Genomic DNA, 24,019 nt, shown 5'->3' on the forward strand with positions numbered 1-24,019 from the left:
AAAGTAAATACAGGAAATCCAACTATCGTGCTCCAAAAATTCCCAAGTATAACACAGAACTTACGTCTGCCTTCAATATGTCCTCTTTGTAACCAGGCTCACAAAAGCCAACTTGCAATTTGCTCTTACTGCATGGAGCATATGAAGCGACTTGGCCCATCTTGCCAATACTGCGCCTATCCGCTTTTTGATGACACTTACTTAACTTGTGGCCAATGCATTAAAAAAAGACCGTACTTTGATAAAGCCTATATAGCCTATCGATTTGAAGAGCCTCTGCGTAGTTTACTTCACCATTTTAAATACCATAATAGTCTTTATTTAGCTTCGTTCTTAAAACAATTACTTCTTAATGCCTTGCAAAACAATGCCTCTAAACCCGACTGTCTAATTCCTGTTCCCATGTATCCTAAAAGATTGAAAACGAGAGGATTTAACCAAGCGGCCGTATTAACTAAATTATTATCTCGTCATTTAAACATTCCTTATGATTTATATTGTTGTCAAAAACGAATCAATACTGCTTCGCAGGCCAGTCTGGATGGAGAGCAAAGAAGAAAAAACTTGCGTAACGCGTTTTATGCATCGACACTCACTTACAAACACGTAATGCTGGTGGATGATTTATTAACTACAGGCAGCACAGCCAATGAAATAGCAAATACATTAAAGAGTGCTGGTGTCAGGCGAGTCGATATATGTTGTTGTGCACGGGCTGTAATTAAAAATTAAAATAACCAATACTCATTAATCAACCTCAATAGACTTCTTTCCAAACTCGATGAGGTGAGGAAAGTGCGAGGAGAACCGGAGCAAAGAACTGAAGTGTACACGTTAGTACATAAGGATTCGAGCACCGTATCGACGAAGCAATGTCCCACCGCAGTAGAGTTTCGGAAAGAAATCTAATGTTGCAAATACCGATTTAAATCATTCATTAATAAATGCACTAACAACACACAAAACAAAATGACCATCAAACGATGCAACAATACTTCCATAGCAACTGAAACAGGCTTTCCACGAATTTTCTCTATAAATGAATACAAAATACTCCCTCCGTCAAGGCCAGGTACAGGGAATAAATTGACCAATGCTACTGCGAGACTCAAAGTAGCTATAAACAATAAAAAAACTATAATCCCTTGTGTTAATGATGCAATAGACGCAGAAAAAATAGCTAGCGGCCCAAGTAAAATAGAGAAAGGAATCACCCCAATAACTAATTGTTTCAATATCATTACAAAAAAATACATTATATGAGCTATTTCATTAAATGCCTGGTGCATGGACTCGAAAATTGATGGATAACGCTTTAGAATAGAAATCGCCGATAAATTAGGCTTGATGCCCATACTTTCCAACAAAGAACCATCTTTTGAAGTAAATTGTATCTGATTTAAATTAAGACTTAATTTTTTTAATTGTTTATTCGCTTGCCTTAAAACAACTTCAACATCCTTTTGCCCCCAATGAATCACTAACTGCATCCCCACCTCTTGCCAGGAACCAGTAGGATAATCCTCAATCGCAACCCATTGATCACCTGCCTGAATACCTGCCTTTGCAGCAAGACTACCTGGCTTCACCAATTGAATTTCAGGCAATTTATAACTAATACCAATATATAAAACGAATACTAAAGCCATCCATGCGGTAATAAGATTTGCAATAGCCCCTGACAATAAAATCAACACACGAATCCAGATTGGTTTCTTATCAAAACAATAAGAACTTTCTTTAGGATCTACTGGACTAATTCTCGAGTTAAGTAGCTGGACGTAACCTCCCAAAGGCCACATTGCCCAAACCCAGTCACACCCACTTTGAGTTCTCCATTGAATTAATGGTTTGCCAAAACCTATAGAAATTTTACTAATTTTGACATGGAACATGCGTGCCACTACTGCATGCCCTAATTCATGTATACCTATCACTAGTATTAACGTGAGTATTATGGCTAACAATGCCATAATCATAATGGACTCCTCATCCAGAAAATAAGGCCTATTTTAAAACGTATCAGGAACAATAATCTATTTATTTGTATTATCAACGACTAATTGCAACATTGGAATCCCTTTTCTCCCCTCTAATTCATATCCTTTACGATACACCTCAAAAATCCGATAGGGTTGATTAGTCTCACTATCAACCAATTCCACCTCATCACCTTGTTCATCAACTAAAGTGACAGTCAAATGAATCTCTCGAAATCCATTAACCTGGTAACGATCTTTAAATAATTTCAGAACTCTCTCCAGGCTCTCAACCGTTTCAATAGCATTATGTTGACCTTGAAGGATAATGTCCATTTAAAACTCCCATTGAGATTACACAAATTGTGCAATATGTGGCTATATATGTTGGCGGCAAAATCCAAAAGGACTTTAGAAATGTTCTGTTAATTTAATGAAGCGTAATCATTTCATGGGGACAATGGTATAAGTTACGTTCTTTCAATCGTTTAAGTTTTGATTGCTCCATATTCCGAACCATGGTTATGAAGATTGGGGGGTGAAAAAATGTACCGCAAAATTATTTCCAAATAGAGAGAAATATAATGAACTCTACCCTTTTTCTCTACAAATTTTACAATGAATCGTTTACAATCCATTTATTCTTCTTAACAAATAATTCAGATTCTATGGTGTTTGTTGCTTGCGGCCTTAATCATAAAACTGCCCCTATCCATGTGCGAGAAAAAGTCGCACTGCCGCCAGCTATGCAAGATTCGCTACTTAATAGTCTGCTTGACATTCCTGAAGTCAATGAAGCCGCTATTTTATCAACATGCAACCGTACTGAAATCTATTGCGATACACAAGCTCCCGAAATTCTTGGAAGCTGGTTAGCTCATGAGCACCAATTACCACAGGAATTATTATCTCAATTCCTATACCTGCATAAGGGAAATGAAGGAATCAAACATACCTTACGTGTAGCCAGTGGGCTAGATTCCATGATGATAGGCGAGCCACAAATTCTTGGTCAAATGAAACAAGCATACCAGCAGGCTTGTCGTCTTGGTACAGTAAAAGCACAATTGAGACCCCTGTTCGAATACATTTTCAGAGCGTCCAAACGAATCAGAACCCGTAGTGGAATTGGGGCCAATCCTGTTTCAATTGCCTATGCTGCTGTACAGATGATTGGGCAATTATTTAAAAATTACCGTTCCCTAAGTGTCTTTTTGATTGGTTCTGGAGAAACCGCTTCTCTGGTTGCCAAATACCTGCATCAACAAGGCGTTCATCGTTTTATAATAGCAAGCCGCACGTTGGAAAACGCTCAAAAACTTGCAGATACCTTTGGAGGGAAAACCCTTTCTATTGGTGATATTCCTCAGTACTTGCCACAAGCTGATGTTGTTATTTCTGCCACGGCCTGCCCGCTTCCTTTCATTAACAAAAGTCTGGTTGAGCATGCCCTGGAGCAAAGAAACCACGCTCCTATGTTTTTATTAGATTTGGCTGTTCCTCGCGATATCGAAGAAAATGTTAATGAACTAAAACAAGTTCATCTCTATAATGTAGATGATTTACAATCTATGATAGAAAAAGGTATGGATGAAAGACGAAACGCCGCACTACATGCGGAACAATTAATAGAAAGTGAACTGGACAACTATATCCGATGGCATCGTTCACTTAGAGCCAAAGAGGTCATTTGTGACTACCGCCATCAAATGCAAATTCTGGCTCAACAAGAGTTACAACGTGCTCTGAAAAAAATATCAGCCGGCCAAAATCAACAAGACGTTTTAAGTGAATTTAGCGTGCGTTTGGTCAATAAGTTAACTCATAATCCCACAATAGGTTTAAGACAAATCGCATGGGATGACAGAGAAGACTTACTTGCACTCGCGCAATATCTCTTTGATACAACTGCAAATCAACCATCCTATGAAGAAATCTCTTGAGTTAAAACTGCAACAAATGTTGGAACGTTATCAGGAAGTAGGTCGCTTACTATCTGAAGCATCTGTTATTGCTGATCAAAACCAATTTAAATCCTTATCAAAAGAATATGCTCAACTTGAGCCAGTTTCCCAATGTTATGAGTCGTATTTAGAAGCTAAAAATAATTTAACTTCTTTACATGAATTATCAGAAAGTGATGATAAAGAATTAGCGGCTATGGCTGAAGAAGAGTTAGAAGCCACCAAACAACAGATTGAAGAATTGGATGAGCAGTTACAATGGCATCTCATTCCCAAAGATCCTGATGATGAACGCAATATTTATCTTGAAGTCAGGGCAGGCACAGGTGGTGATGAAGCAGCCATTTTTGCAGGGGATCTCTATCGGATGTACAGCCGTTATGCGGAGAATCAAGGTTGGCAAATTGAATTAATTAGTGCCAGCCATGGTGAACATGGCGGTTATAAAGAAATAATTGCTAAAATCAGTGGTCATGCAGTGTATTCGCAACTCAAATTTGAATCAGGGGCTCACAGAGTCCAAAGAGTACCTGAAACCGAATCTCAAGGTCGTGTGCACACTTCCGCGTGTACGGTCGCTATCATGCCTGAAGTGGATGAAATTAATGACATTCAAATAAATCCTGACGATTTACGCATCGATACCTACAGATCCTCGGGTGCTGGCGGTCAGCATGTTAATAAAACTGATTCTGCCATTCGTATTACACACATTCCCACTGGAGTCGTTGTAGAATGTCAAGATGAACGTTCTCAACATAAAAATCGTGCTAAAGCGATGTCTTTGCTGAAAACGCGATTATTAGATGCTGAATTAAGTAAACAAAAGCAAGAACAAGCCCAAACACGCAAATCACTTGTCGGTACTGGTGATCGATCGGAGCGTATCCGAACCTATAATTTTCCTCAAGGCCGGTTAACTGATCATCGTATCAACCTGACCATTTATCAACTTAACGATATCATGGAAGGCAGTTTATCCCTGGTCATTGATCCTTTAAAACGTGAATACCATGCTGAGTTGCTTGCAGATCTAGGTCGACATGATTGATATTCGTGCAGCATTAGAACAGGCAATACGACAATTAAAAGAACAACATGTGGAAGCAAGATTAGAGGCTGAGATTTTACTTGGTCATGTATTACAGAAAAACCGAGCCTATCTTTTCGCCCATCCCGATGCCTTGCTCAGTGCAAAACAAATGGAAGTCTATTTACAGGTGATTAAACAACGTACTGAAGGCCTCCCTATCGCTTACATCATTGGGCAACGTGAATTTTGGTCTCTTCCCTTACAGGTGTCATCCAATGTCCTGATTCCAAGACATGAAACCGAGAGATTAGTGGAATTGGCATTAGAGCTAACACCTGATAATGAGAATCTTTCGGTCCTTGATTTGGGAACAGGGAGTGGTGCTATCGCCTTGGCTCTTGCCAAAGAAAGACCATACTGGCATATAAGCGCCTGTGATTTCAGCAAAGAGGCACTGGAATTGGCCAGAAATAATGCAAAAATACTTGGTATAAAGAATGTTAAATTCTATCATTCCAACTGGTTTAACACTCTTCCCGAAAGACAATACAATCTTATTGTATCAAATCCACCCTACATTGCTGAAAACGATCCCCATTTAAAACTGGGAGATGTACGATTCGAACCCGCAAGTGCGTTAGTTAGTAGTCAAGACGGATTAGCTGATCTACAATACATTATTGAACATAGTTATGAACGCCTTGTACCTAATGGCCTACTCTTGGTTGAGCATGGTTTTGAACAAAAAAATCAGATAAGCACTATACTTAAACAGTTAGGGTATAAAAAGGTACACTGTTGGCAAGACCTTCAAGGGCATGATAGGGTAAGTGGAGGATGGCGTCCAGACAGTATGACATAACAAACCTTTGAATAGGTTACTTTTTTGTTGATGATACTGAATTTTTTTGATATACCTTGCGATTTTGTGTAAAACTCAGTATTCAGCAAATGCAGAATTAGAGACAGGGTCTGACATGACAGGACAATTAATTGATAAAACCAAAGAGAGATTATACAACGTGAAAAACGACGCAATAGGAAATATGGGGATAGCGCCCTACCAAGAGGCAGAGGGCGAGGAATACATGAATGAAAAACAGCTGGCACATATTGAAAAAATATTGCTCGCTTGGCGTCAATCTTTAATGGAAGAAGTAGATCGTACTGTATCTCACATGAAAGACGAAGCTGCTAATTTCCCTGATCCTTCTGATAGGGCAAGCCAAGAGGAAGAATTTAGTATCGAGTTGAGAACTCGTGACAGGGAACGAAAACTCATTAAAAAAATTGAAGATGCCTTGGAACGGTTAAGAAATGAGGATTTTGGATATTGTGAAGCTTGTGGCATTGAAATTGGCCTAAAACGCCTTGAAGCAAGACCTACTGCGACATTATGTATTGATTGTAAAACCTTGTCCGAAATCAAAGAACGACAAAATCAAGGATCCTAACCATTTCTCTGATTCAAATCATAAATTCTGATTCCCGCGTTAGCGGGAATTTTTGTATTAAATTAAATTGATATCACCGATGTTCTTTACTAACTATGGCTACAGATTAAATCAAATCAAAGAAGGCTCTGATCTAAACTGGCTTTTTCTGCCAGGTGGTCCTGGCTTGGGCTCTGAATATTTGGCTGATTTTTGCAACAATTTAACCGTACAAGGTACTATAACTCTTATTGATTTTCCAAAAGATGGAAACAACTGTGAAGGTGAACTTGATTTTAGAGTTTGGAAGAATGGACTCATTTCATTGCTAAAATCCTTTAATAAACCCATTCTGGTAACTCATAGCTTTTCCGGAATGTTCGCTCTGGATTTTCCAGAAATCGAGAATTATTTAACTGGGCTCGTTTTAATGAATACAACAACAACGAACAGTTTTTTTCAGCATGTTAACGAAATGCGTGAAAAACATAATCTGCCCGATCTAGTTCCAGCTGCGAGCGAATATCATTTCAATCCATCCGATGAAACTTATAAAAAATTTTGGGACACTTATAAATATTATTGCTTTACTCAAGAGGAACTTCCTATTGGGGAGCAAATGATGAAATTATTTGCCTACAATAACGACTCCTACCATTATGCTATCGAACATTTTTATAATGACTTTCACCATAAATGGCGTCCTCAAACCATTCCAACTATGACTATTGCCAGTGAATTGGACTATATTTGTCCTCCTACGATATTTATTCAGGATGAGAATTTCCAATCAAAAAATGTGATTAATAAAATGATTTATAAAGCCGGCCATTGTCCATGGATATTACATTTTGAACAAATCCAAAAATGTTTTGATGAATTTGCATGCATTATTCAAGGAACAAGCGACAAGGAAATCTCATAAATTCACTGTGAACACCTTGTTAAGATTCAATATCAAACAAAAACAAGCAACAAGCAACAAGCAACAAGCAACAAGCAAACAATTTATTAATTCCCTAAAATTCCCTCAATTCTTTGTAAATACTTCACCACTGATCCTTTATTACTTTCAAGAACCGCAGTAGCGCTTTTAACCATACTATTTTGAGACTCTTTATCCTGGTGTAATTTAATAATTGCATCGATTAACTCATCAGCACGATTCACTAACAGAATCGCCTGCGCTTCCCCAAGATCTCTGCAAATTGTTTTAAAGTTATGTACTTGATTGCCACTTAAAACAGGTACTTTCATTGCGATAGGCTCTAATACATTATGACCACCAACAGGAACAAGACTTCCTCCAACGAAAGCAAAATCACTCATTTGATAAAAACCCATAAGCTCACCTAAACTATCCAGGATGACCACTTCATTTTTTCTGGAGACTGTTTTCAAATCACTACGACACCCAGTATTAAATCCAGCCTGAACACTCAACTGATATACCGTTTGAAATCGTTCGGGATGACGTGGTGCAATTAAAAGCACAACCTCTGGAATAGCTTTTTGCAGCCGTGGTAGCTGAGATAAAATCTGGGATTCTTCATCTTCATGGGTACTTGCTGCAATAACAGTGATTCTGTCATCTCCCCAATGGCTTTTTAATTCTTTGTATTTCTTGCTGTCAATAGTATTAATTTGCAAATCAAATTTCATATTCCCTAATACTTGAACTAAATTGGTATTAGCCCCCAAAGCAATAAATCTCCCGGCATCATCATCACTTTGCGCTAAAATCCCTGAAAATTGATTCAAAACGGGTTTAAATAAATATTTAAATTTCAGATATCCTTTTAAAGAACGATCAGATAAGCGTCCATTAGCCAGAAATAATGCTACTTTTGCTGCCTTTGCCTGATAAATTAAATTGGGCCACAATTCAGTTTCCATAATGACTCCAACACGAGGCTGTACTTTTTTAAAAAATCGTTTAAGTACAAACGGCAAATCATAAGGCAAATATCTATGCACTACCTTATCACCAAAACGTGATTTGACTCGCTCTGATCCAGTTGGTGTCATTGTGGTTATTAATACTGTCCAACGTTTATCCAACATCGCATCGATCAACGGTGTTGCTGCAATCACCTCTCCCAAAGAAACCGCATGAACCCATACATCAACTGGTGAAGTCTCTTTCAATCCCAAACAAAAGCGCTCCCCTATGCGTTGTCTATAAGCGGGTAGTTTTTTCCCTTTCCACCATAGGCGAAAGAGCAAATAGGGGGTGAGTAAATACATTAAAAAGGAATACACAAAACGCATAAATAGGCACCAGACACAAAAAAGCTAAAGTATATACCTAAAACAGTTACTTGTGCGATATGTTACAATTCAATTAGAGACTTTGTATTTCTCTAACCATAACCATATTAAAATTTGGAACCAAATTTAACATATATATTTAATAGGTAACTTCTGATAATGAATTTACGTGATTTCTTTGTAGTAACAACCTGGTGGGGAAAAATACTTGGGGCTTTCTTTGGTTATTTAACTGGCGGGCCGCTAGGAGCCTTCTTTGGAATTCTTGTTGGTAATTTTTTTGACAGAGGTCTAAGTAGTTATTACTCTAATCCACACTGGCTTTATCATGCCGAAAAACAAAAGGCAGTTCAAAAAGCGTTCTTTGAAACCACATTTTCTATTATGGGGCATATCGCAAAATCAGATGGTCGTGTTTCTGAACAAGAAATTAAAATGGCTAAGTTACTCATGAATGAAATGAAATTGAGTAAAGCCCAAAAAGATTTAGCAAAGCGATTATTTAACGAAGGAAAGCAGTCCCATTTCAATGTCAGTTTTGCCCTCACTCAATTGCAAACAATTTGTAGAGACAATCGTGAGTTGTTAAAACTATTCGTAGATATTCAATACCGAGCTGCTCAAGTAGATGGGTTAAGTACTCAAAAAATTCAGGCCCTCGACAATATTTTTTCCCATCTGGGATTTGCTCCATTACACAAGCAGTATCGCTTTTATGAAGATTTTGGTTATTATTACCAACAACATAAAAAGGCTTATCAACATCAACAAAGAGATCAACACTCTTCATCTTCAAAACAACAATATTATTACAAACCTCAGTCCCAACCCAATGCTTTGGAACATGCTTTTGCCTTACTTGAAGTAAGTCCCAATGCCAACAAACAAGATGTCAGAAGGGCATACCGACGCTTACTAAGTCGTAACCATCCCGATAAGTTAATTGCTCAAGGGTTACCAGAAGAAATGATCAAATTAGCTAATGATAAAACTCACAATATCATGAAGGCCTATGAATTGATTTGTGAAACCAAAGGGTGGTGACCCATGGACAATCAGGTTTTATGTTAATTTATCAATTAATACAACCGAACTCACTGACGAATAAACAGGCTCCAAATAAGAAACCAAAATAGGAGGAGGCTGTGTTTCAAACTCTGGAAGCTTCGCCATCCAACCATGGACAAACGCTAATAATAATTGTTGACTGTATTGATAATCATGGTGAGCCCCGGGCATATCTATAGCTAAATATTTTTGCGCTTTAAACTCTTCCTCTCTCATTTTTCTTTGTTGTAATACCATGTCATAATCAAACTGACCCGCGATATCAAACAATGGAAAACGCAAAAGAGGTATTTTTTTCAAATTTTTCTTTACATCATAGGCTGATAACATCACTAGTCCATTTATCATCTTGGATTGTGGCTTACTAAAATACTCTAATGATATATTGAGCTGGTCTCCGTAATGGACTAAAACGATTCGTTTATTGTGATTCTGTCTTAAAGCACTGATTACTTCTGGCAATTGATTAATCCAGGGAACCGAATTATTTTTAGTACAATTCACCAGAGCAACTGACCAGCCATTTTGTGATAATCGTTTGGCCAAATGTTCTAACAATAAAGTCCCTTGTCCATATTCACCACCGCGAACAATTACAACAGCTCCATAGGACATATGCATTGATGGCCAATAAGGTAAAATAACTTTTTTTTGCTCAACCTGTATCTCAAGCTTCTCTGCAAAAACACTGGAAGCAATAAGGAAAAACAATAGGCTTATCCATTTAATTTGATTCATATATCCCTATAAAATTACCTATTATGGAACAGGATTCAGTAGAGAGATGTTGGTAATTGGTAGTGTTTGTTTCTTATCAATGTACGACAGCTAGTCCCTGAAGACCCGAAAACAGGCAAATGTCCAATGAATTATCTTCTCATCTCAATTTCTTAGCCTCAATCACGATAGAGAGTTGGCAGATAGAAGGAACTGAATAGACTTTTTCCAAACTTTAATAGAAATTGCTTCATTGACAGAATCCTCATGTCCTAAGATATGCACTCCGATTCTGTCCTCAGTTTTTCCTCACACTTCTCTCAACTCAGCGAGTTTTGAAAGAAGTCTAATATCAAAGACCGTCCTTAATTTTCTGCAAACTCGATACCCGCTTCATCTAACATAGTACGTGCTTTTTCTGCCATTATTTTATGCGCCAGGGCAGTCGGGTGGACTAAATCAAAAAACAAATAACCTTCACAGACATCTGTAGTCAATTTTGGCTTTACGGAAGCCACCATTCTCAAAACCGATTTTTTAGTAATTTCATCTATAATCAAATTGGAACAAGTATTCGTTATATTGGTAAATCCATATTCTGAAGCATGTTCCAAAACATTATTAAAATGACTGCTCATATCAAAAAATAACCACTCCACTTCAGGATAAGTTTCTTTAAAATAATCTACAGTTTTAACCAGTGCATTATTATGCTGAGTTGAAAAATAAGTCATCATCTCTCTGGAATCAAATTCTATGGCCGCAGGGGTTGTACCCAAGTCAGGCAGATTAAGTACTAAAATATGTTTTGCACCTTTTTCTACCAAACGCTGTATGCTATTTGTGATTCCAAGATTGACATTTTTTAGCGTTTCTTCTACTTCAGCAGGCATACCCAGATAATTGTTTGCTCCTATCCAGATAATATAAAGACTATTCGGGCTTGCTTGATCCTGATGGGCTAACAAGTAAGCGTTGACTTCTCTTCTTAAAGTAAAAAATACCTCATCATCTTCCTCATTCACAGATACTCCTGCACCACCAACAGCATAATCCTGTAAATGCGAATTTGGATCATTAGGGAAATAAGAAGCGATTAACCGTTCTATCCAAACGGGTCCGTTAGAAAACCTTCCTTCAAAATAGGGAGGAGATTGAGGTAACTGGTGTTTCATGTACTCATATAAATTACCATTATCGGATAAGCTATCACCAAATATGACTATATTATTAAGCGGTGTAGCACAAACAACTCCCGAAAATAAAAAAGCACCCAAAGTTGCTAATAGTTTCATGAAACCCCTTAAATAATAGATTGATTTTTATATCATTAAGTTCTTCTGATTATATTATGAATCAAAACGATTTATCAATTTTTCCACTGCATTTAACACTTTGCAGTATATAAATTTTCTTATTGATCTAAAATGTAAACGTAATTATATTAAGGACTATTACATGTCGCTTGCCTGAGTTTGTAATACTATGTTTTTTAAACCACTGAATTCAGAAAATCAGGGTATTGTGACTCAAGGTATTGGGAATGTAAAAAGCCCCTTAATGTTTTTTGAGAGCTATAATAATGACTAGATTCGAAAGAGATTTCCTGATTAATAGTTTGATGTTTTTAGAAACAATACTCTCAGCAGATACGGAATTAAATAAGGCGGTTCTTCATTTTACTCAAGGTAAAATTGAAAATCCCAGTTACCAAATGAATTCACGTATATCTGATGCAGAAATCTGGTCTAAGGACGATAAGTTAAAATTCACGTCTGCAATTGCAGAAGCTATTGCTCGTACTTCTGAAAAATATAAAAACTCAAAGAGTGACATTACAGAGCAAGTACATTCAGCCCAGACGAGATTATTAGAAGACTATGTTCCGTTGCTTACAGAAAATACTGATTCTGATAACAGATTAAAATCTGTGAAAGACAATAGTACTCAGATACGAAAGGAATTAATTGCAGAGCTTAAGGATGAAATTCCTTATGAAAGCCAGTTTAAAAATCCTTATGTACTTTTCCCATTTGCTGCTGCAACTGTTGCCGTATTAAGTACAGCTGTTTCTTTAGTGCTTGGTAACAAATAATAAAACTGTGAAACATAGCTTTGCGTGCCCGCTTCCAAAGGACTTCCATGTCATCCTCGGCACGCACATTACATATCCGCTTCCTTACGGTCGCGGCTCGGCTTTGCTCCGTTATAATCCTATAATCCGAGCCGCAACCGTAAGGAAGCGGATATAATTAGCACGTAGAATTACCAGTGATAGTGCACAATATATGAACTCTATTTCTACTTATTAAATCTATATAAAGATTCGTTATGAACATCATCCAATGTTTCTCTCACCTCATCCTTTATCTGTTGCTCAAATTGATTTCTTGCTTTTTGGCTAAATCCACGGGATTTATCAGCTCTACGAGTAGGTGCATAGGGATCATCGCGATTACTCTCATTTTTTTTCGTGTTAAGTTCTCTATCAAAAAATTTTTGCTCATACTTCATCTTCATAATAGACCCCCATTAATAATTTTCTGAACACCATTCAATATTAGTGATGTTCAAATATAAAAACAAGCCATAGAGAAATTCAGTCCTTTTTATAGCAAACAAAAAAAGCGTCTTTGCGAACGCACTATGTTTGTGCTTGCAAAAACGCTTTCTTAAAAACTTTATAAACTATACTGACTGAACTTACGAAACAAATATTAGCCGAGTCTCATCAGCATTATGATTTATTCAGGCACTACCAATTAATGTTAAATTCAATTGACGTCCACAAACCCATGCTTTGGTTAAGTCCTTCATGACTTCTTTTGGCATTCCTTTGGGTAAACGTACAGTAGAATGATCTTCATGAATTTTAAGACCAGTAATGTATCGACTCTGTAACCCTGCTTCATTCGCAATAGCACCAACAATATTCCCAGGTTTCACTCCATGAATTTTACCTACATCAATCCGGAATAAATCTTGAGCGATTGGTTCTTGATTAGTTGTTGGCTTACTGTCATTAAATTTTTTTCTTTCATTAGTAAACTCTTTTTTATCCCCACGAGCTCTCTTTCGATCATCAGAAAAACTCTTTCTGTCTTCCTTAAATCGAAGGCGTCTGTCCTCGCCCCTTTCTCCTGTGCGGCCCCGACCTTCTTTTAGAGAAGACGCCGCTTTTGGCATATTCAATTCTTTTTTCCAAGGCATATCTTTATGCAACAATAAAGCAAGAGCAGCTGCCACATCTACTGCTGACACTTCATTTTCTTTAATGTACTCTTCTACAATTCGTTTATAGGAATACACATGCTCATGGTCCAAACGGGTTGTGATGTTAGACATGAATCTTTGTTGACGAGCAACTTGAATCATATGATCATTAGGAACCTGAACCTTTTCAATTCGCTGCCGTGTATGGCGCTCAATACTGGAAATTAAACGGGACTCCTTAGGCGTTACAAATAAAACCGTCACACCAGAACGTCCTGCCCTTCCAGTTCTGCCAATTCTATGAACATAAGTTTCATTATCATGGGGCATATCATAATTAATAACATGAGTTACTCTTTCGACATCCAGGCCACGTGCAGCAACATCTGTTGCAACAAGTATGTCAATAGCTCCTTGTTTAAACTGGGCAATAATTCGTTCACGCAAAGACTGCGTGATATCACCATGAATTGCCATTGCCCTCAATCCATGTTGTTGCAATAACTCCGCCACTTCTTCAGTACTGCTTTTAGTCCGCACAAATACTATGACCCCTTGATAATCTTCCACTTCCAGTACACGAATTAAAGCATCTGGTTTTTGATGTACACCAGCAAACAAAAAGCGTTGCTCTATACTCTTCACCGTAGCTGTTTCCATACGGATTTCTATTGAGACAGGATCATTCAAATAAGTATTTGCTATTTGACGAATTCGATAAGGCATGGTGGCTGAAAACAATGCCATTTGTTTCTTTTCAGGTAATTTTTCCAAAATAGTTTCAACGTCTTCGATGAAACCCATACGTAACATTTCATCCGCTTCGTCCAGAATAAATGTCCGTAAATTATTTAATGACAAAGTACCTTTATCTATGTGATCTAAAATACGTCCTGGAGTTCCTACTACTACTTGTGCACCACTACGCAATTGTTTTAATTGACGGCCATACTCTTGTCCACCACAAAGAACTGCTGTAGTCACATTGCGTTGATAGGTACTTAACAATTCAAATTGTTCTGCAACTTGTATTGCCAGTTCACGAGTCGGTGCTAAAATCAATGCCTGGGTAGCCTGTATATCAGGAGACAAATTTTGCAAAATAGGCAATGCGAAAGCAGCTGTTTTACCTGTACCAGTTTGAGCAAGAGCAATCGCATCGCGACCTTGCAACATCAAAGGGATGGTTTGAGCTTGAATAGGTGAGGGAGTGGTAAACTTCATATCTTCTAATGCTTTGTTTAAAGCATCAGAAAGATTAAAAGCTGCGAAGTTTGTTATTTCTTGATTCATACTGTTCCTGGATATAATAAAACGCTTTCTGAAAAGGCTAAGTAATATAAAAAATGTGCATTATAATAACAAAATAAACAAGATGATGCACTATATTTATTAATTTTCTCAATGCAATATCCTATTTTGATAAAAATAATTTTATCAAAAGGACCTGGTTTTGCTCTTTTAATTTTCTATTTTTTTAAACAATGAGAGAAATGGTTTCCTCAATTAATTCGAACTTTGCAGGTAACTGGCCAATCCTTTCACCATCTGCTTCGATCTCTATACTTGTTTCTTCCAAAGGTTCTACTTTAATTTTTTTAGCCTGAATATAATGCACATTACTGTCCAACAAATGGCTCCCTGAATATATCTTATGTAATTTAAAAAGGGCATTCCATTTTGTAAAATTACTAAAAAAAACCACATCAAATAATCCATCATCTATTTTTGCCATCGGCGCCACATGCATACCTCCTCCAAAATATTGGCCACTGCAAACAGCCATCAGCAACATGGAGTTTTCAAAGGGTAAAGCATCATCTATCTGAATCCTTACTTTGGTTCTTCTATAGGTAATTAATCCGGCCAGGGAATGTAGCAAGTAATTAATAGTACCACCCAATTTTTTCAACCATTTGCTTTTGGATACGGCCAAAACCACTTTCCCGGACAAACCACAACTGGCAATATTAATAAAATATCGAGACACTTGATTGGAAAGAGTAATTTTTCCAATGTTACAGTTTATAAATTGATTATGACTCAACCGATCAAGAAATTCGGTTATTTTCTGTTTAGGAAACTGCCTGGTGAAATCTCCACCACAACCTGCATTAAAGAAAGCCACTCTGGTTTGCGGATTTTTTAATTTATCCTGTTCAATTAACCCATTTAACACATGATTTAAAGTGCCATCTCCACCAATTATTAATAAACGATCCGGGTTTTCAGCAAGAAGTCCTGTCACGATGACTTCAAGATCATTCACCCTGTTAGACATCCTGTAAACAATATGATCGAATATGGCATGTAACCCTGGTTTTAAAACTTTCCAAACCTTTTTTCCCCGACCGCCGCCTGCTATAGGATTTATCACTACAGCAATTTTACTCATACTAACGCCGCCAACCGACAAGCCTGGTCAATAGCATGACGAGCATCCAGCTCTAAAGCCTTGTAAGCGCCCCCAACTAAATGAACCAATTTACCTGCCATTTTTAAAGGTTCGTACAACTCTTTCAATTCAGTTTGACCTGCGCAAATCACGACAGAATCCACATCTAATACTTGTGGTTTGTCGTCAACAAGCAAGTGCAATCCTTGATCATCAATGCGTTCATAATTTACGCCCGAAATCATTTTGACCTGTTTATGCTTTAAACTGGAGCGATGAATCCATCCCGTAGTTTTTCCCAAGCGTTTACCCATTTTTTCTTTTTTACGCTGTAATAAGTACACTTCACGAGGGCTCGGTTCAATTTGAGATGTTTTTAAACCACCTCTATGCTGTCCAGTGATATCAATCCCCCATTCATTATAAAATTGCTCAGAGGTCAGTTGATAGTCATGAGTCAAGAATTCAGCCACATCAAAACCAATACCCCCAGCTCCAATAATTGCTACACGTGAGCCAACGGTTTTTTTCCTGGTAATCACATCTAAGTAACTCACTACTTTTTCATGATCTATGCCGTTAATCTCAGGAGTCCTCGGCATAATTCCACTTGCCAAAACGACCTCATCGTAATTTTTTAACAATTCAACAGTAGCTTCGGTATTCAGATGGATATCTACCTGATATTTTTGAAGCTGATAATTAAAATAATTAAGTGTATGTTGAAATTCTTCTTTTCCTGGAATTCTTTTTGCTAAATTAAACTGCCCACCAATACTATCCGCTTTTTCAAAGAGGGTAATTTTGTGACCCCGCTCTGCTGCTGTCACAGCAAAGGCAAGGCCAGCTGGCCCTGAGCCAACTACCGCGATAGATTTTGGTTGGTTGGTTGTTTCATAGACCAATGTTGTTTCATTACAAGCACGTGGATTAACCAGGCAAGAAGCGGTCTTATTTACAAAAACCCGATCCAGACAAGCTTGATTACAAGCTATGCACACATTAATTGCCTTGCTGTCACCCAATTTGGCCTTCTCGGCAAAAAAGGGATCTGCTAAAAATGGCCTGGCCATGGAAACCATATCCGCAACACCAGACTCCAACAATTGATTAGCCAGTTCTGGTGTATTAATTCGATTGGACGTGATGACTGGTATCTTTATTTCTGGCTTTAAATGTTGAGTCACCTGAGTGAATGCAGCCGATGGAACCATCGTTCCTATCGTTGGAATCCTTGCTTCATGCCATCCAATACCAGTGTTAATTAAATTGGCACCCGCTTGCTCAATGGCTTTGGCAAGAGTAACTACTTCATGCCAATTGCTTCCTTCTGCGATTAAATCAAGCATGGATAAGCGATAAATAATAATAAATTGATCCCCTACCGCTTCACGGACACTGCGTACTATTTCAATAGGAAACCGAATACGGTTAGAATAATTTCCTCCCCATTCATCTCTGCGATGATTCGTATGGGTAACTATAAACTGGTTAATCAAATACCCTTCACTTCCCATAATCTCAACACCATCATAACCAGCTAACTGAGCTAATCTGGCACATCTGGCAAAATGTTTTATGGTTTTTATAATTCTCCTTTTACTCATTTCCCAGGGTTTAAAAGGGCTAATGGGAGATTTAATGCCACTTGGGGCCACAATGAATGGATGATAACCATAACGTCCGGCATGTAAAATTTGCAAAGCTATTTTTCCACCTGCTTCGTGAACAGTATGGGTAATTAATTCATGACGATGTTGTTCCTTACTATTGGTAAGCTTGGCGGCAAAAGGAGCTAAACGACCTGCTCTGTTAGGGGCAAAACCGCCTGTTACTATCAACCCCGCCCCCCCTTGGGCTCTTTCTCTATAAAAACTGGCAAGACGATTTAGGTTTTCTTTATCTTCCTCGAGTCCTGTATGCATAGAACCCATTAACAAACGATTTTTGATTTGGGTGAAACCCAGATCTAAAGGCTGGAAGATGGCTTTAAAAGGGGTGTTATCAATTCTCAATTCCATGAGGACTCTCTGCTTAAAGACTTAAAAAAACTAAAGTATAAACCTTGCTTATTATACAGCAATCATTTTTTTACTAATGATGAATTTAAAATTAAAAAATAGTAGCGGTTATAGATACTGGCAGGACTTATGCAAAACCCCCATCTCAAGTCAAAAAAATGTTTTTAATGAGAGAATTTAGATAACTACATGACTGAATTAAAACCATTTTTTTAACAAAAAGATTGAGATTTTGCGTACGTTCTGACTGGAATAAATTCTCTTCTTGGATAATACTAAAAACTAAAATATTAATGGAACACGAACAATGATAGGACATAACATGAATAAATTAGGAATAATACTTGCCGGCACCTTTTTATGCTCAAATATAGCACTTGCAGAGGACATTTCAGCAACAATTTACACTACCGGGCCAAAATCAACTGAAATCGGCACAGTGACATTTACAGAAACTCCTTATGGTATTCTGATTACCCCAAATTTAAGTGGACTTCCAGACGGTCTGCATGGTTTTCATTTGCATCAACATCCCGATTGTGGAGATAAAGGAATGCATGGGAAGGGACATTACGACCCGAAAAATACCAATAGTCACCAAGGTCCCTATGGTAATGGGCATTTAGGCGATTTGCCTGTTTTATATGTCACGAAAGATGGAAAAGCAACAACACCGACTCTGGCTCCTCGTTTAAAATTAAGCGATTTGCACAATTTATCTGTAATGATCCACGCAGACGGAGACAACTACAGTGACAATCCTCCACTAGGTGGCGGAGGGGAGCGTATAGCCTGTGGTGTGATCAAATAATGATTTTCAAGTCTGAAGCAGGTTTTGCCTGCTTCAATTTCTTTATACAAACCGGCTGCTCACATGCACAGCATGAATAACCGCACTAATCCTGCCGATACGTGCAATACTTATCGCTGAAAAACCATGCTCTTGTAATTGGCGAGCATGGGAGCTGATACAAGCACTACAACCATTGAGTGCTGAAACTGCCAAAGATAATATCTCAAATGTTACCCTGTCTACTCCAGGGTTCATCATTCCCTGCATTCTTAATCCTGTAGGAATATGTTCAACCTCCTTATTTTCAGTGAAATGAGTAAAGCGATAGTAAATATTAGTCATCGCCATAAGGCTTGCTGCCAGCTGTGCGGCACGCACCAGTTGTTCCTCATTAATTAATTCTTCAAACGCTTTGATTAATGCCTTATCTCCTAAAGAATAACTAACGGCCAGAGCAGAGCCTAAAATCTGTTGCTCACTCAGTCCATCATTTTGTGCAAAATCAAGAACCTTGCTTAAATTTAAACGGATGTCTTTAGCGATTTCCGGTATGCTTTCTTTAATGTTTTCTAACATGTTGAATACCTCTTGTTTCGATTTATTTTATGTGAATAGTCTCTTCACCTTTTTTCCAATTACAAGGACAAAGTTCATCGGTCTGTAAGGCATCAAGGACCCGTAACACTTCCTCTGGATTGCGTCCTACATTTAAATCAGTCACCATCACAAACCGTGTAATACCTTGAGGGTCAACTATAAATGTTGCTCTTTGAGCTACGCCTTCCTGTTCATCTAATATTCCCAAACTGGTGGTCAACTCTCGTTTGACATCCGCTAACATAGGAAATGGTAACTCTTTTAAATCCGGATGTTGATTTCGCCATGCCAAGTGCACAAATTCACTGTCTGTGCTCCCACCTAGAATTTGAGCATCGCGATCAGCAAATTCTGAATTAAGCCTTCCAAACTCTGCAATTTCAGTGGGGCAAACAAAAGTAAAATCTTTAGGCCAAAAAAATACTACCAGCCACTTGCCTTGATATGTTTCATTAGAAATCACTTGAAATGCCCTATCGAGATCATGGCTTACTGTTGCTTTGATTTGAAATTCCGGAAATTTATTGCCTACCGTAATCATAAGTTTTCTCCTTATCAATTAACACAATTTACATTGTTAAATTTAGGCAAAATCGATTAATAAATAAAATCGATTATTTTTATCAAAAAGATAGATTATATCTATCAAATAAAAAAATTTTAATCCATTCTGCGAATTATTTGGCTTTTATGATTTTATAAACTACTTTTAAAGAAGGGCCAGTAGAGGAAAATTGTATGGATGACCCCTTTTCTATATTGCTAAAATCATTACAATCTGTATTTCATTTGGAAGCAATGAGAAATGGCAAATACACTTTTCCTGCCGTTCAACATCTTAAAGAAGCAACCGAACACTACGATCCAAAAGCGAAAAATACATTTATAGAGCTACTTCGCTCAATCAGAGAAGCATTGCCTTATATTGAAAAATGGCGGATTAATTTTAATATCATAAGAAAATCCATGGATGCTTTGGCAAAATTACACCACATGCCAACAATTGACTGGAATCAAATGTTATCTCATCCAAAAGTATCGCCTCGATTTCAATTCAGTGCGCTGAATCACTCTCATGATGAACATGATTTAACTAGTTGGCTTTCATATAAAACTGGAAAATCATTAGCTCAATTGGATCATACGGAATTAACTCAGACACTGCTTGACAACAGAGACAGGCATGGGTTTAGTCAAAAATTAAGCGGGCACTTAAAAAAAGATCCTGACTTTTTACATAATTTAATAATGCAATCGGAAAGAAATTTCATCAAAATTTCTCAATCTCGCTTAATTCTGTACTTAACAGACGAGCAAATCGCTAAAGCGATAATTAAGCATATTCCTGTTTTGGTTCATAAACGAAAAGAACCATTTGAACAAGTAGAGCAATTAGTTCACACTTTAAATGAAATATTATCCAATGGCCGCTCAGTCTCCACTCTTTTGCGAAATGCAGAAGCAAAACCTATCCTGGAATATTCCAAATTCTTTCAAATGTACTTAAGTGAAGAATATAAAAACAGAAATCAACATCTAACTCATAATAGTAACACACAAGAAAATGAATCCTTGAAACCACGTTAGACCTGATGTTGTTAAAATTTAAGTCAGTGTTATACTAGCACCTCTCTTCAAGAGAAATGAAATCAATGAAAAAACTGCTTCAATTCCTTTTAATAGGTTCTACTCTTTTATCTGGAGTCACTGCTTATGCCTATAGCATAAGAAACACCTACTCCTCAAACCTGCTATGCATTCAGATAAAAAGACCCAATACTACTTATAATATTCCTGCCAATAGTTCTAATGATTTTGATAATGCTCCTTCATTAACCATAAAAACCAAAGGCAAGTACGCATGCAAAACAGGTGATGGCTTATACACTTCAGTCTGTTTAGTATCAGACATTCAAGAAACAGCCACTTTTAACACCGATGACGGTTCTGCAAGTTGCTCAACACCTGTAAAAATTCATTAATCCCACATTCATACACTGACATAAAGTCGAAAGATTGATTGAACAATAAATACACTAATAATAATTTCTTAATGTTAGTTCTGTAAAATTCTCCTCCAACTGAATAACGTTTTTAGGATTTTGCATGATTACAGTACTCTATATACCCTTTTCTATGTCAGAAGAAACCGACCTTGTAGAACGTGCTATTGCGTGGGATAACCAAAAATCAGGAGACAAAATACTCATTGTGAGATATGGTGAAGGCGAGTTAGAACTCCCCGAAGAGGAAGAACTTCAAATCTATGTATTAGCGCATGGAATATGCGATCCGCAATTCATAGAACAGCACAAGTTGTATCAACATGTTTGTGCAGGCACAACAATTGGTTTTAAAATCTTATCTATAGGAGAGGTGGGCACAAGGTTTCAAGAAGAGTTTCTTTATTATAAAACAAACATAAAAGATATTAAATTATATTTTTGTAATTTAACAGATACAAACGAACACATAGCACGTCAATTTCAACAATCACTCCTGGATCACCAGTTTCAAAATAAAAGAATTTACCATTATCAAGGTATTCTTTTTCCTCCTGAGAAAGATGGACATAAATATTCAAAGGATAAAAATGGGATTGTTACTCGCTGTTCCCACAGACGCTCCTACCTTTTTTGCAAGCCGGAAGACTCTATAGACATGGAGGAACGTCATAAAAACCGCTTGGCTTTATTTAAGCCGAAAAATTTTGAGCTTAGCAGAGAGAATCGAACTAAAAAACAAGAAGAAATAAGAAGAGAAAAAAGACTGGAAAAACTTCGCCCTCATCGCCAAGGCCTTTTATAAAACCATCTATCCCTTTCTGGAAGTTAAATTGATAGGATGTGAACATACCTTGATAACATCATGCTCTGAGAGAAACTCTCAGAGCATACATAGCAATTAACGAAAAGTACCATATAAATTCTTTTTCCTATCCTATCAACAATTATAAAAAATATAATTAATCCAATAAGCCCAAAGACTTCACGGTATCTCTTTCACTTCGTAATTCGTCTAAAGTAATATTGAATCGTTCCCTTCCAAAATCATTAAAAGATAAATTCTCAACCACTTTTAATTCGCCATGCTCCCGACGGCATGGAAAAGAGAATATTAAACCTTCATCTACACCATACTCACCATTGGAACGACGGCACATTGAGAATGACTCGCCTGCAGGAGTATCGGTGACTAAATGATTAACACCAGTAATAATGGCATTGGCAGCAGAAGCAGCAGAAGAAGAACCTCGTGCTTTGATAACCGCAGCTCCCCGTTGCTGAACAGTGGATACAAAAGTTTCTTTTAACCAGTTTTCATCCTTAATGGCTTGAGCCGCAGATACCCCATTAATTTTTGCATTATAAAAATCGGGATATTGTGTCGAAGAGTGGTTGCCCCAAATGGTCATTTGAGTCACAGCAGTAATATCCACTCCTGCTTTTTTCGCTAATTGCGTACGAGATCTTAATTCATCCAGGGTGGTCATTGCATAAAAACGATCGGATGGCACATCTTTCGCATGATTCATAGCAATTAAACAATTAGTATTGCAAGGGTTTCCTACAACAAAGACACGCACGTCATCACTGGCATTGTCATTAATCGCCTGGCCTTGTTTGGTAAATATGCCGCCATTAATTTGTAACAAATCAGAACGTTCCATGCCTTGTTTTCGTGGAACAGAGCCGACTAATAATGCCCAGTTAACTCCATCCATTGCTTTATTCAAGTCAGCAGTACAAACAATACGTTTCAACAAGGGAAATGCGCAATCATCAAGCTCCATCGCCACTCCTTCCAAAGATGGAAGGGCTGGTTCAAGTTCAAGCATATTCAATTCCACTTCAGTATTTGGACCAAACATTTGACCAGATGCAATACGAAATACCAAAGCATAGCCTATTTGCCCTGCTGCTCCAGTCACAGCAACTCTTACTCGTCTATTTGTCATATTATTTCCTCTTGTTCAACCACTCTTTAACTAAAAATAACGCAGCAATACTGCGCGCCTCGGTAAAATCTGGTTTCTCTAATAACTCATGGGCAGCATGCAAAGGCCATTCTACTGTTTCTGGAGGTTCAGGCTCATCGCCAGGTAAAGGCGAGAGATACAGTCCTTCCGCAACAATTAATTCTATACGTGCTCCAAAATAACCCGGAGCTAATGACATTGAACGAAGCCAGTGAAGTTCTCTTGCTGCAAAACCAGTCTCTTCACGTAACTCTCTATTCGCCGCATCCAGAGGAGTTTCATTCCAGTCTATCACTCCCTTGGGAAATGATAATTCATAAGAATCAGTACCAGCAGCGTATTCCCGGACTAATAATAATGATTCTCCGGGAGTTAATGCCACTATAAGCACCGCTCCATGGCCATGGCTTTTGATACGCTCATATACTCTATGGGCCCCATTAGAAAATTCCAGATACATTTCTTCAACTGTAAACAAACGTGATTTGGCTATCACGGTTCTTTGTTTACATTTTGGTTTATTCCGCATCAATTATTGTCACTTATTTTGTAGCAA

General features: G+C 37.7%; 25 protein-coding genes. 12 read left to right on the forward strand and 13 right to left on the reverse strand.

Features of this window, described 5'->3' with window-relative positions; genetic code table 11:
• Positions 1 to 27 precede the first annotated feature (27 nt).
• Positions 28 to 732, forward strand: coding sequence for a double zinc ribbon domain-containing protein (locus tag ACZ5EK_RS11875; RefSeq protein WP_464432495.1), 705 nt, complete (start codon positions 28 to 30; stop codon positions 730 to 732).
• A 173-nt stretch (positions 733 to 905) separates the two neighbouring features.
• Here the strand turns inward: ACZ5EK_RS11875 and ACZ5EK_RS11880 are convergent, their stop codons facing one another.
• On the reverse strand, positions 906 to 1,979 hold the full coding sequence (locus tag ACZ5EK_RS11880) for a M50 family metallopeptidase (protein ID WP_464429808.1): 1,074 nt from the start codon (positions 1,977 to 1,979) through the stop codon (positions 906 to 908).
• A gap of 57 nt (positions 1,980 to 2,036) precedes the next feature.
• Entirely contained in the window at positions 2,037 to 2,315 is a 279-nt protein-coding gene (locus tag ACZ5EK_RS11885) for a hypothetical protein (protein ID WP_464429809.1), read from the reverse strand.
• Between the two features lie 332 nt (positions 2,316 to 2,647).
• Here ACZ5EK_RS11885 and hemA point away from each other — a divergent pair, with 332 nt between their 5' ends.
• From hemA to ACZ5EK_RS11910, 5 genes are all read left to right on the forward strand, one after another.
• A complete protein-coding gene (gene hemA / locus ACZ5EK_RS11890) occupies positions 2,648 to 3,922 on the forward strand; it encodes a glutamyl-tRNA reductase (protein WP_464432496.1) in 1,275 nt (424 codons plus the stop codon).
• Positions 3,906 to 4,994, forward strand: a complete 1,089-nt coding sequence (gene prfA / locus ACZ5EK_RS11895; protein WP_464429810.1) for a peptide chain release factor 1 — start codon at positions 3,906 to 3,908, stop codon at positions 4,992 to 4,994. The genes hemA and prfA overlap by 17 nt, the downstream gene beginning before the upstream one ends.
• Positions 4,987 to 5,838, forward strand: a complete 852-nt coding sequence (prmC, locus tag ACZ5EK_RS11900) for a peptide chain release factor N(5)-glutamine methyltransferase (protein WP_464429811.1) — start codon at positions 4,987 to 4,989, stop codon at positions 5,836 to 5,838. The genes prfA and prmC overlap by 8 nt, the downstream gene beginning before the upstream one ends.
• A 115-nt stretch (positions 5,839 to 5,953) precedes the next feature.
• Positions 5,954 to 6,430, forward strand: coding sequence for an RNA polymerase-binding protein DksA (dksA, locus tag ACZ5EK_RS11905; RefSeq protein ID WP_464424776.1), 477 nt, complete (start codon positions 5,954 to 5,956; stop codon positions 6,428 to 6,430).
• Between the two features lie 79 nt (positions 6,431 to 6,509).
• Positions 6,510 to 7,334, forward strand: coding sequence for an alpha/beta hydrolase (locus ACZ5EK_RS11910; RefSeq protein ID WP_464429813.1), 825 nt, complete (start codon positions 6,510 to 6,512; stop codon positions 7,332 to 7,334).
• 86 nt (positions 7,335 to 7,420) lie between these two features.
• Here ACZ5EK_RS11910 and waaA read toward each other — a convergent pair whose 3' ends face one another.
• On the reverse strand, positions 7,421 to 8,680 hold the full coding sequence (gene waaA, locus ACZ5EK_RS11915; protein WP_464429814.1) for a lipid IV(A) 3-deoxy-D-manno-octulosonic acid transferase: 1,260 nt from the start codon (positions 8,678 to 8,680) through the stop codon (positions 7,421 to 7,423).
• Between the two features lie 159 nt (positions 8,681 to 8,839).
• Here waaA and djlA point away from each other — a divergent pair, with 159 nt between their 5' ends.
• Positions 8,840 to 9,724 carry a co-chaperone DjlA gene (gene djlA / locus ACZ5EK_RS11920; protein WP_464429815.1) on the forward strand — a complete coding sequence of 295 codons (885 nt, stop codon included), beginning with the start codon at positions 8,840 to 8,842 and terminating at the stop codon, positions 9,722 to 9,724.
• A gap of 18 nt (positions 9,725 to 9,742) precedes the next feature.
• Here the strand turns inward: djlA and ACZ5EK_RS11925 are convergent, their stop codons facing one another.
• Together ACZ5EK_RS11925 and plaA are read right to left on the reverse strand one after the other, a co-directional pair.
• A complete protein-coding gene (locus tag ACZ5EK_RS11925) occupies positions 9,743 to 10,486 on the reverse strand; it encodes an alpha/beta hydrolase (RefSeq protein WP_464429816.1) in 744 nt (247 codons plus the stop codon).
• A gap of 344 nt (positions 10,487 to 10,830) precedes the next feature.
• Positions 10,831 to 11,760: a GDSL family lysophospholipase PlaA gene (gene plaA, locus ACZ5EK_RS11930; RefSeq protein ID WP_464429817.1), complete on the reverse strand. Its 930-nt coding sequence runs from the start codon at positions 11,758 to 11,760 to the stop codon at positions 10,831 to 10,833.
• Between the two features lie 287 nt (positions 11,761 to 12,047).
• Between plaA and ACZ5EK_RS11935 the strand changes: the two genes are divergently transcribed.
• Complete coding sequence (locus tag ACZ5EK_RS11935; RefSeq protein ID WP_464429818.1) at positions 12,048 to 12,560, forward strand: Dot/Icm T4SS effector MavE; 513 nt, start codon at positions 12,048 to 12,050, stop codon at positions 12,558 to 12,560.
• 206 nt (positions 12,561 to 12,766) lie between these two features.
• Here the strand turns inward: ACZ5EK_RS11935 and ACZ5EK_RS11940 are convergent, their stop codons facing one another.
• The 4 genes from ACZ5EK_RS11940 to ACZ5EK_RS11955 all read right to left on the reverse strand — a co-directional run bounded on the left by ACZ5EK_RS11940 (position 12,767) and on the right by ACZ5EK_RS11955 (position 18,094).
• The gene (locus ACZ5EK_RS11940; protein WP_464429819.1) at positions 12,767 to 12,985 is read right to left on the reverse strand and encodes a hypothetical protein; all 219 of its coding nucleotides are present in this window, start codon (positions 12,983 to 12,985) and stop codon (positions 12,767 to 12,769) included.
• A gap of 228 nt (positions 12,986 to 13,213) precedes the next feature.
• The gene (locus ACZ5EK_RS11945) at positions 13,214 to 14,971 is read right to left on the reverse strand and encodes a DEAD/DEAH box helicase (RefSeq protein ID WP_464429820.1); all 1,758 of its coding nucleotides are present in this window, start codon (positions 14,969 to 14,971) and stop codon (positions 13,214 to 13,216) included.
• Between the two features lie 184 nt (positions 14,972 to 15,155).
• The gene (locus ACZ5EK_RS11950; RefSeq protein ID WP_464429821.1) at positions 15,156 to 16,073 is read right to left on the reverse strand and encodes a diacylglycerol/lipid kinase family protein; all 918 of its coding nucleotides are present in this window, start codon (positions 16,071 to 16,073) and stop codon (positions 15,156 to 15,158) included.
• Positions 16,070 to 18,094, reverse strand: coding sequence for an oxidoreductase (locus ACZ5EK_RS11955; protein WP_464429822.1), 2,025 nt, complete (start codon positions 18,092 to 18,094; stop codon positions 16,070 to 16,072). The genes ACZ5EK_RS11950 and ACZ5EK_RS11955 overlap by 4 nt, the downstream gene beginning before the upstream one ends.
• 322 nt (positions 18,095 to 18,416) lie before the next feature.
• Here ACZ5EK_RS11955 and ACZ5EK_RS11960 point away from each other — a divergent pair, with 322 nt between their 5' ends.
• Positions 18,417 to 18,905, forward strand: coding sequence for a superoxide dismutase family protein (locus ACZ5EK_RS11960; protein ID WP_464429825.1), 489 nt, complete (start codon positions 18,417 to 18,419; stop codon positions 18,903 to 18,905).
• A gap of 42 nt (positions 18,906 to 18,947) precedes the next feature.
• Here ACZ5EK_RS11960 and ACZ5EK_RS11965 read toward each other — a convergent pair whose 3' ends face one another.
• Together ACZ5EK_RS11965 and ACZ5EK_RS11970 are read right to left on the reverse strand one after the other, a co-directional pair.
• Entirely contained in the window at positions 18,948 to 19,463 is a 516-nt protein-coding gene (locus ACZ5EK_RS11965) for a carboxymuconolactone decarboxylase family protein (RefSeq protein ID WP_464429826.1), read from the reverse strand.
• Positions 19,464 to 19,485: 22 nt separating this feature from the next.
• Positions 19,486 to 20,025: a peroxiredoxin gene (locus ACZ5EK_RS11970; protein WP_464429828.1), complete on the reverse strand. Its 540-nt coding sequence runs from the start codon at positions 20,023 to 20,025 to the stop codon at positions 19,486 to 19,488.
• Between the two features lie 197 nt (positions 20,026 to 20,222).
• Here ACZ5EK_RS11970 and ACZ5EK_RS11975 point away from each other — a divergent pair, with 197 nt between their 5' ends.
• The 3 genes from ACZ5EK_RS11975 (at position 20,223) to ACZ5EK_RS11985 (ending at position 22,292) form a co-directional block, all read left to right on the forward strand.
• The gene (locus tag ACZ5EK_RS11975; RefSeq protein ID WP_464429829.1) at positions 20,223 to 21,071 is read left to right on the forward strand and encodes a hypothetical protein; all 849 of its coding nucleotides are present in this window, start codon (positions 20,223 to 20,225) and stop codon (positions 21,069 to 21,071) included.
• Positions 21,072 to 21,136: 65 nt separating this feature from the next.
• On the forward strand, positions 21,137 to 21,466 hold the full coding sequence (locus tag ACZ5EK_RS11980; protein WP_464429831.1) for a hypothetical protein: 330 nt from the start codon (positions 21,137 to 21,139) through the stop codon (positions 21,464 to 21,466).
• Between the two features lie 124 nt (positions 21,467 to 21,590).
• Positions 21,591 to 22,292 carry a hypothetical protein gene (locus ACZ5EK_RS11985; RefSeq protein WP_464424805.1) on the forward strand — a complete coding sequence of 234 codons (702 nt, stop codon included), beginning with the start codon at positions 21,591 to 21,593 and terminating at the stop codon, positions 22,290 to 22,292.
• Between the two features lie 157 nt (positions 22,293 to 22,449).
• Here ACZ5EK_RS11985 and ACZ5EK_RS11990 read toward each other — a convergent pair whose 3' ends face one another.
• On the reverse strand, positions 22,450 to 23,442 hold the full coding sequence (locus tag ACZ5EK_RS11990; protein WP_464429832.1) for a malate dehydrogenase: 993 nt from the start codon (positions 23,440 to 23,442) through the stop codon (positions 22,450 to 22,452).
• 1 nt (position 23,443) lies between these two features.
• Positions 23,444 to 23,992, reverse strand: a complete 549-nt coding sequence (gene nudE, locus ACZ5EK_RS11995) for an ADP compounds hydrolase NudE (RefSeq protein WP_464429834.1) — start codon at positions 23,990 to 23,992, stop codon at positions 23,444 to 23,446.
• Between the last annotated feature and the right edge of the window lie 27 nt (positions 23,993 to 24,019).

This window comes from Legionella sp. JM-2024 (assembly GCF_055389095.1).

Coding starts and splice junctions, on each gene's coding strand:
- ACZ5EK_RS11880 (WP_464429808.1), bottom strand. CDS start 1,979: ATGATTATGGCATTGTTAGCCATAATACTCACGTTAATACTAGTGATA.
- ACZ5EK_RS11885 (WP_464429809.1), bottom strand. CDS start 2,315: ATGGACATTATCCTTCAAGGTCAACATAATGCTATTGAAACGGTTGAG.
- hemA (WP_464432496.1), top strand. CDS start 2,648: ATGGTGTTTGTTGCTTGCGGCCTTAATCATAAAACTGCCCCTATCCAT.
- prfA (WP_464429810.1), top strand. CDS start 3,906: ATGAAGAAATCTCTTGAGTTAAAACTGCAACAAATGTTGGAACGTTAT.
- prmC (WP_464429811.1), top strand. CDS start 4,987: ATGATTGATATTCGTGCAGCATTAGAACAGGCAATACGACAATTAAAA.
- dksA (WP_464424776.1), top strand. CDS start 5,954: ATGACAGGACAATTAATTGATAAAACCAAAGAGAGATTATACAACGTG.
- ACZ5EK_RS11910 (WP_464429813.1), top strand. CDS start 6,510: ATGTTCTTTACTAACTATGGCTACAGATTAAATCAAATCAAAGAAGGC.
- waaA (WP_464429814.1), bottom strand. CDS start 8,680: ATGCGTTTTGTGTATTCCTTTTTAATGTATTTACTCACCCCCTATTTG.
- djlA (WP_464429815.1), top strand. CDS start 8,840: ATGAATTTACGTGATTTCTTTGTAGTAACAACCTGGTGGGGAAAAATA.
- ACZ5EK_RS11925 (WP_464429816.1), bottom strand. CDS start 10,486: ATGAATCAAATTAAATGGATAAGCCTATTGTTTTTCCTTATTGCTTCC.
- plaA (WP_464429817.1), bottom strand. CDS start 11,760: ATGAAACTATTAGCAACTTTGGGTGCTTTTTTATTTTCGGGAGTTGTT.
- ACZ5EK_RS11935 (WP_464429818.1), top strand. CDS start 12,048: ATGACTAGATTCGAAAGAGATTTCCTGATTAATAGTTTGATGTTTTTA.
- ACZ5EK_RS11940 (WP_464429819.1), bottom strand. CDS start 12,985: ATGAAGATGAAGTATGAGCAAAAATTTTTTGATAGAGAACTTAACACG.
- ACZ5EK_RS11945 (WP_464429820.1), bottom strand. CDS start 14,971: ATGAATCAAGAAATAACAAACTTCGCAGCTTTTAATCTTTCTGATGCT.
- ACZ5EK_RS11950 (WP_464429821.1), bottom strand. CDS start 16,073: ATGAGTAAAATTGCTGTAGTGATAAATCCTATAGCAGGCGGCGGTCGG.
- ACZ5EK_RS11955 (WP_464429822.1), bottom strand. CDS start 18,094: ATGGAATTGAGAATTGATAACACCCCTTTTAAAGCCATCTTCCAGCCT.
- ACZ5EK_RS11960 (WP_464429825.1), top strand. CDS start 18,417: ATGAATAAATTAGGAATAATACTTGCCGGCACCTTTTTATGCTCAAAT.
- ACZ5EK_RS11965 (WP_464429826.1), bottom strand. CDS start 19,463: ATGTTAGAAAACATTAAAGAAAGCATACCGGAAATCGCTAAAGACATC.
- ACZ5EK_RS11970 (WP_464429828.1), bottom strand. CDS start 20,025: ATGATTACGGTAGGCAATAAATTTCCGGAATTTCAAATCAAAGCAACA.
- ACZ5EK_RS11975 (WP_464429829.1), top strand. CDS start 20,223: ATGGATGACCCCTTTTCTATATTGCTAAAATCATTACAATCTGTATTT.
- ACZ5EK_RS11980 (WP_464429831.1), top strand. CDS start 21,137: ATGAAAAAACTGCTTCAATTCCTTTTAATAGGTTCTACTCTTTTATCT.
- ACZ5EK_RS11985 (WP_464424805.1), top strand. CDS start 21,591: ATGATTACAGTACTCTATATACCCTTTTCTATGTCAGAAGAAACCGAC.
- ACZ5EK_RS11990 (WP_464429832.1), bottom strand. CDS start 23,442: ATGACAAATAGACGAGTAAGAGTTGCTGTGACTGGAGCAGCAGGGCAA.
- nudE (WP_464429834.1), bottom strand. CDS start 23,992: ATGCGGAATAAACCAAAATGTAAACAAAGAACCGTGATAGCCAAATCA.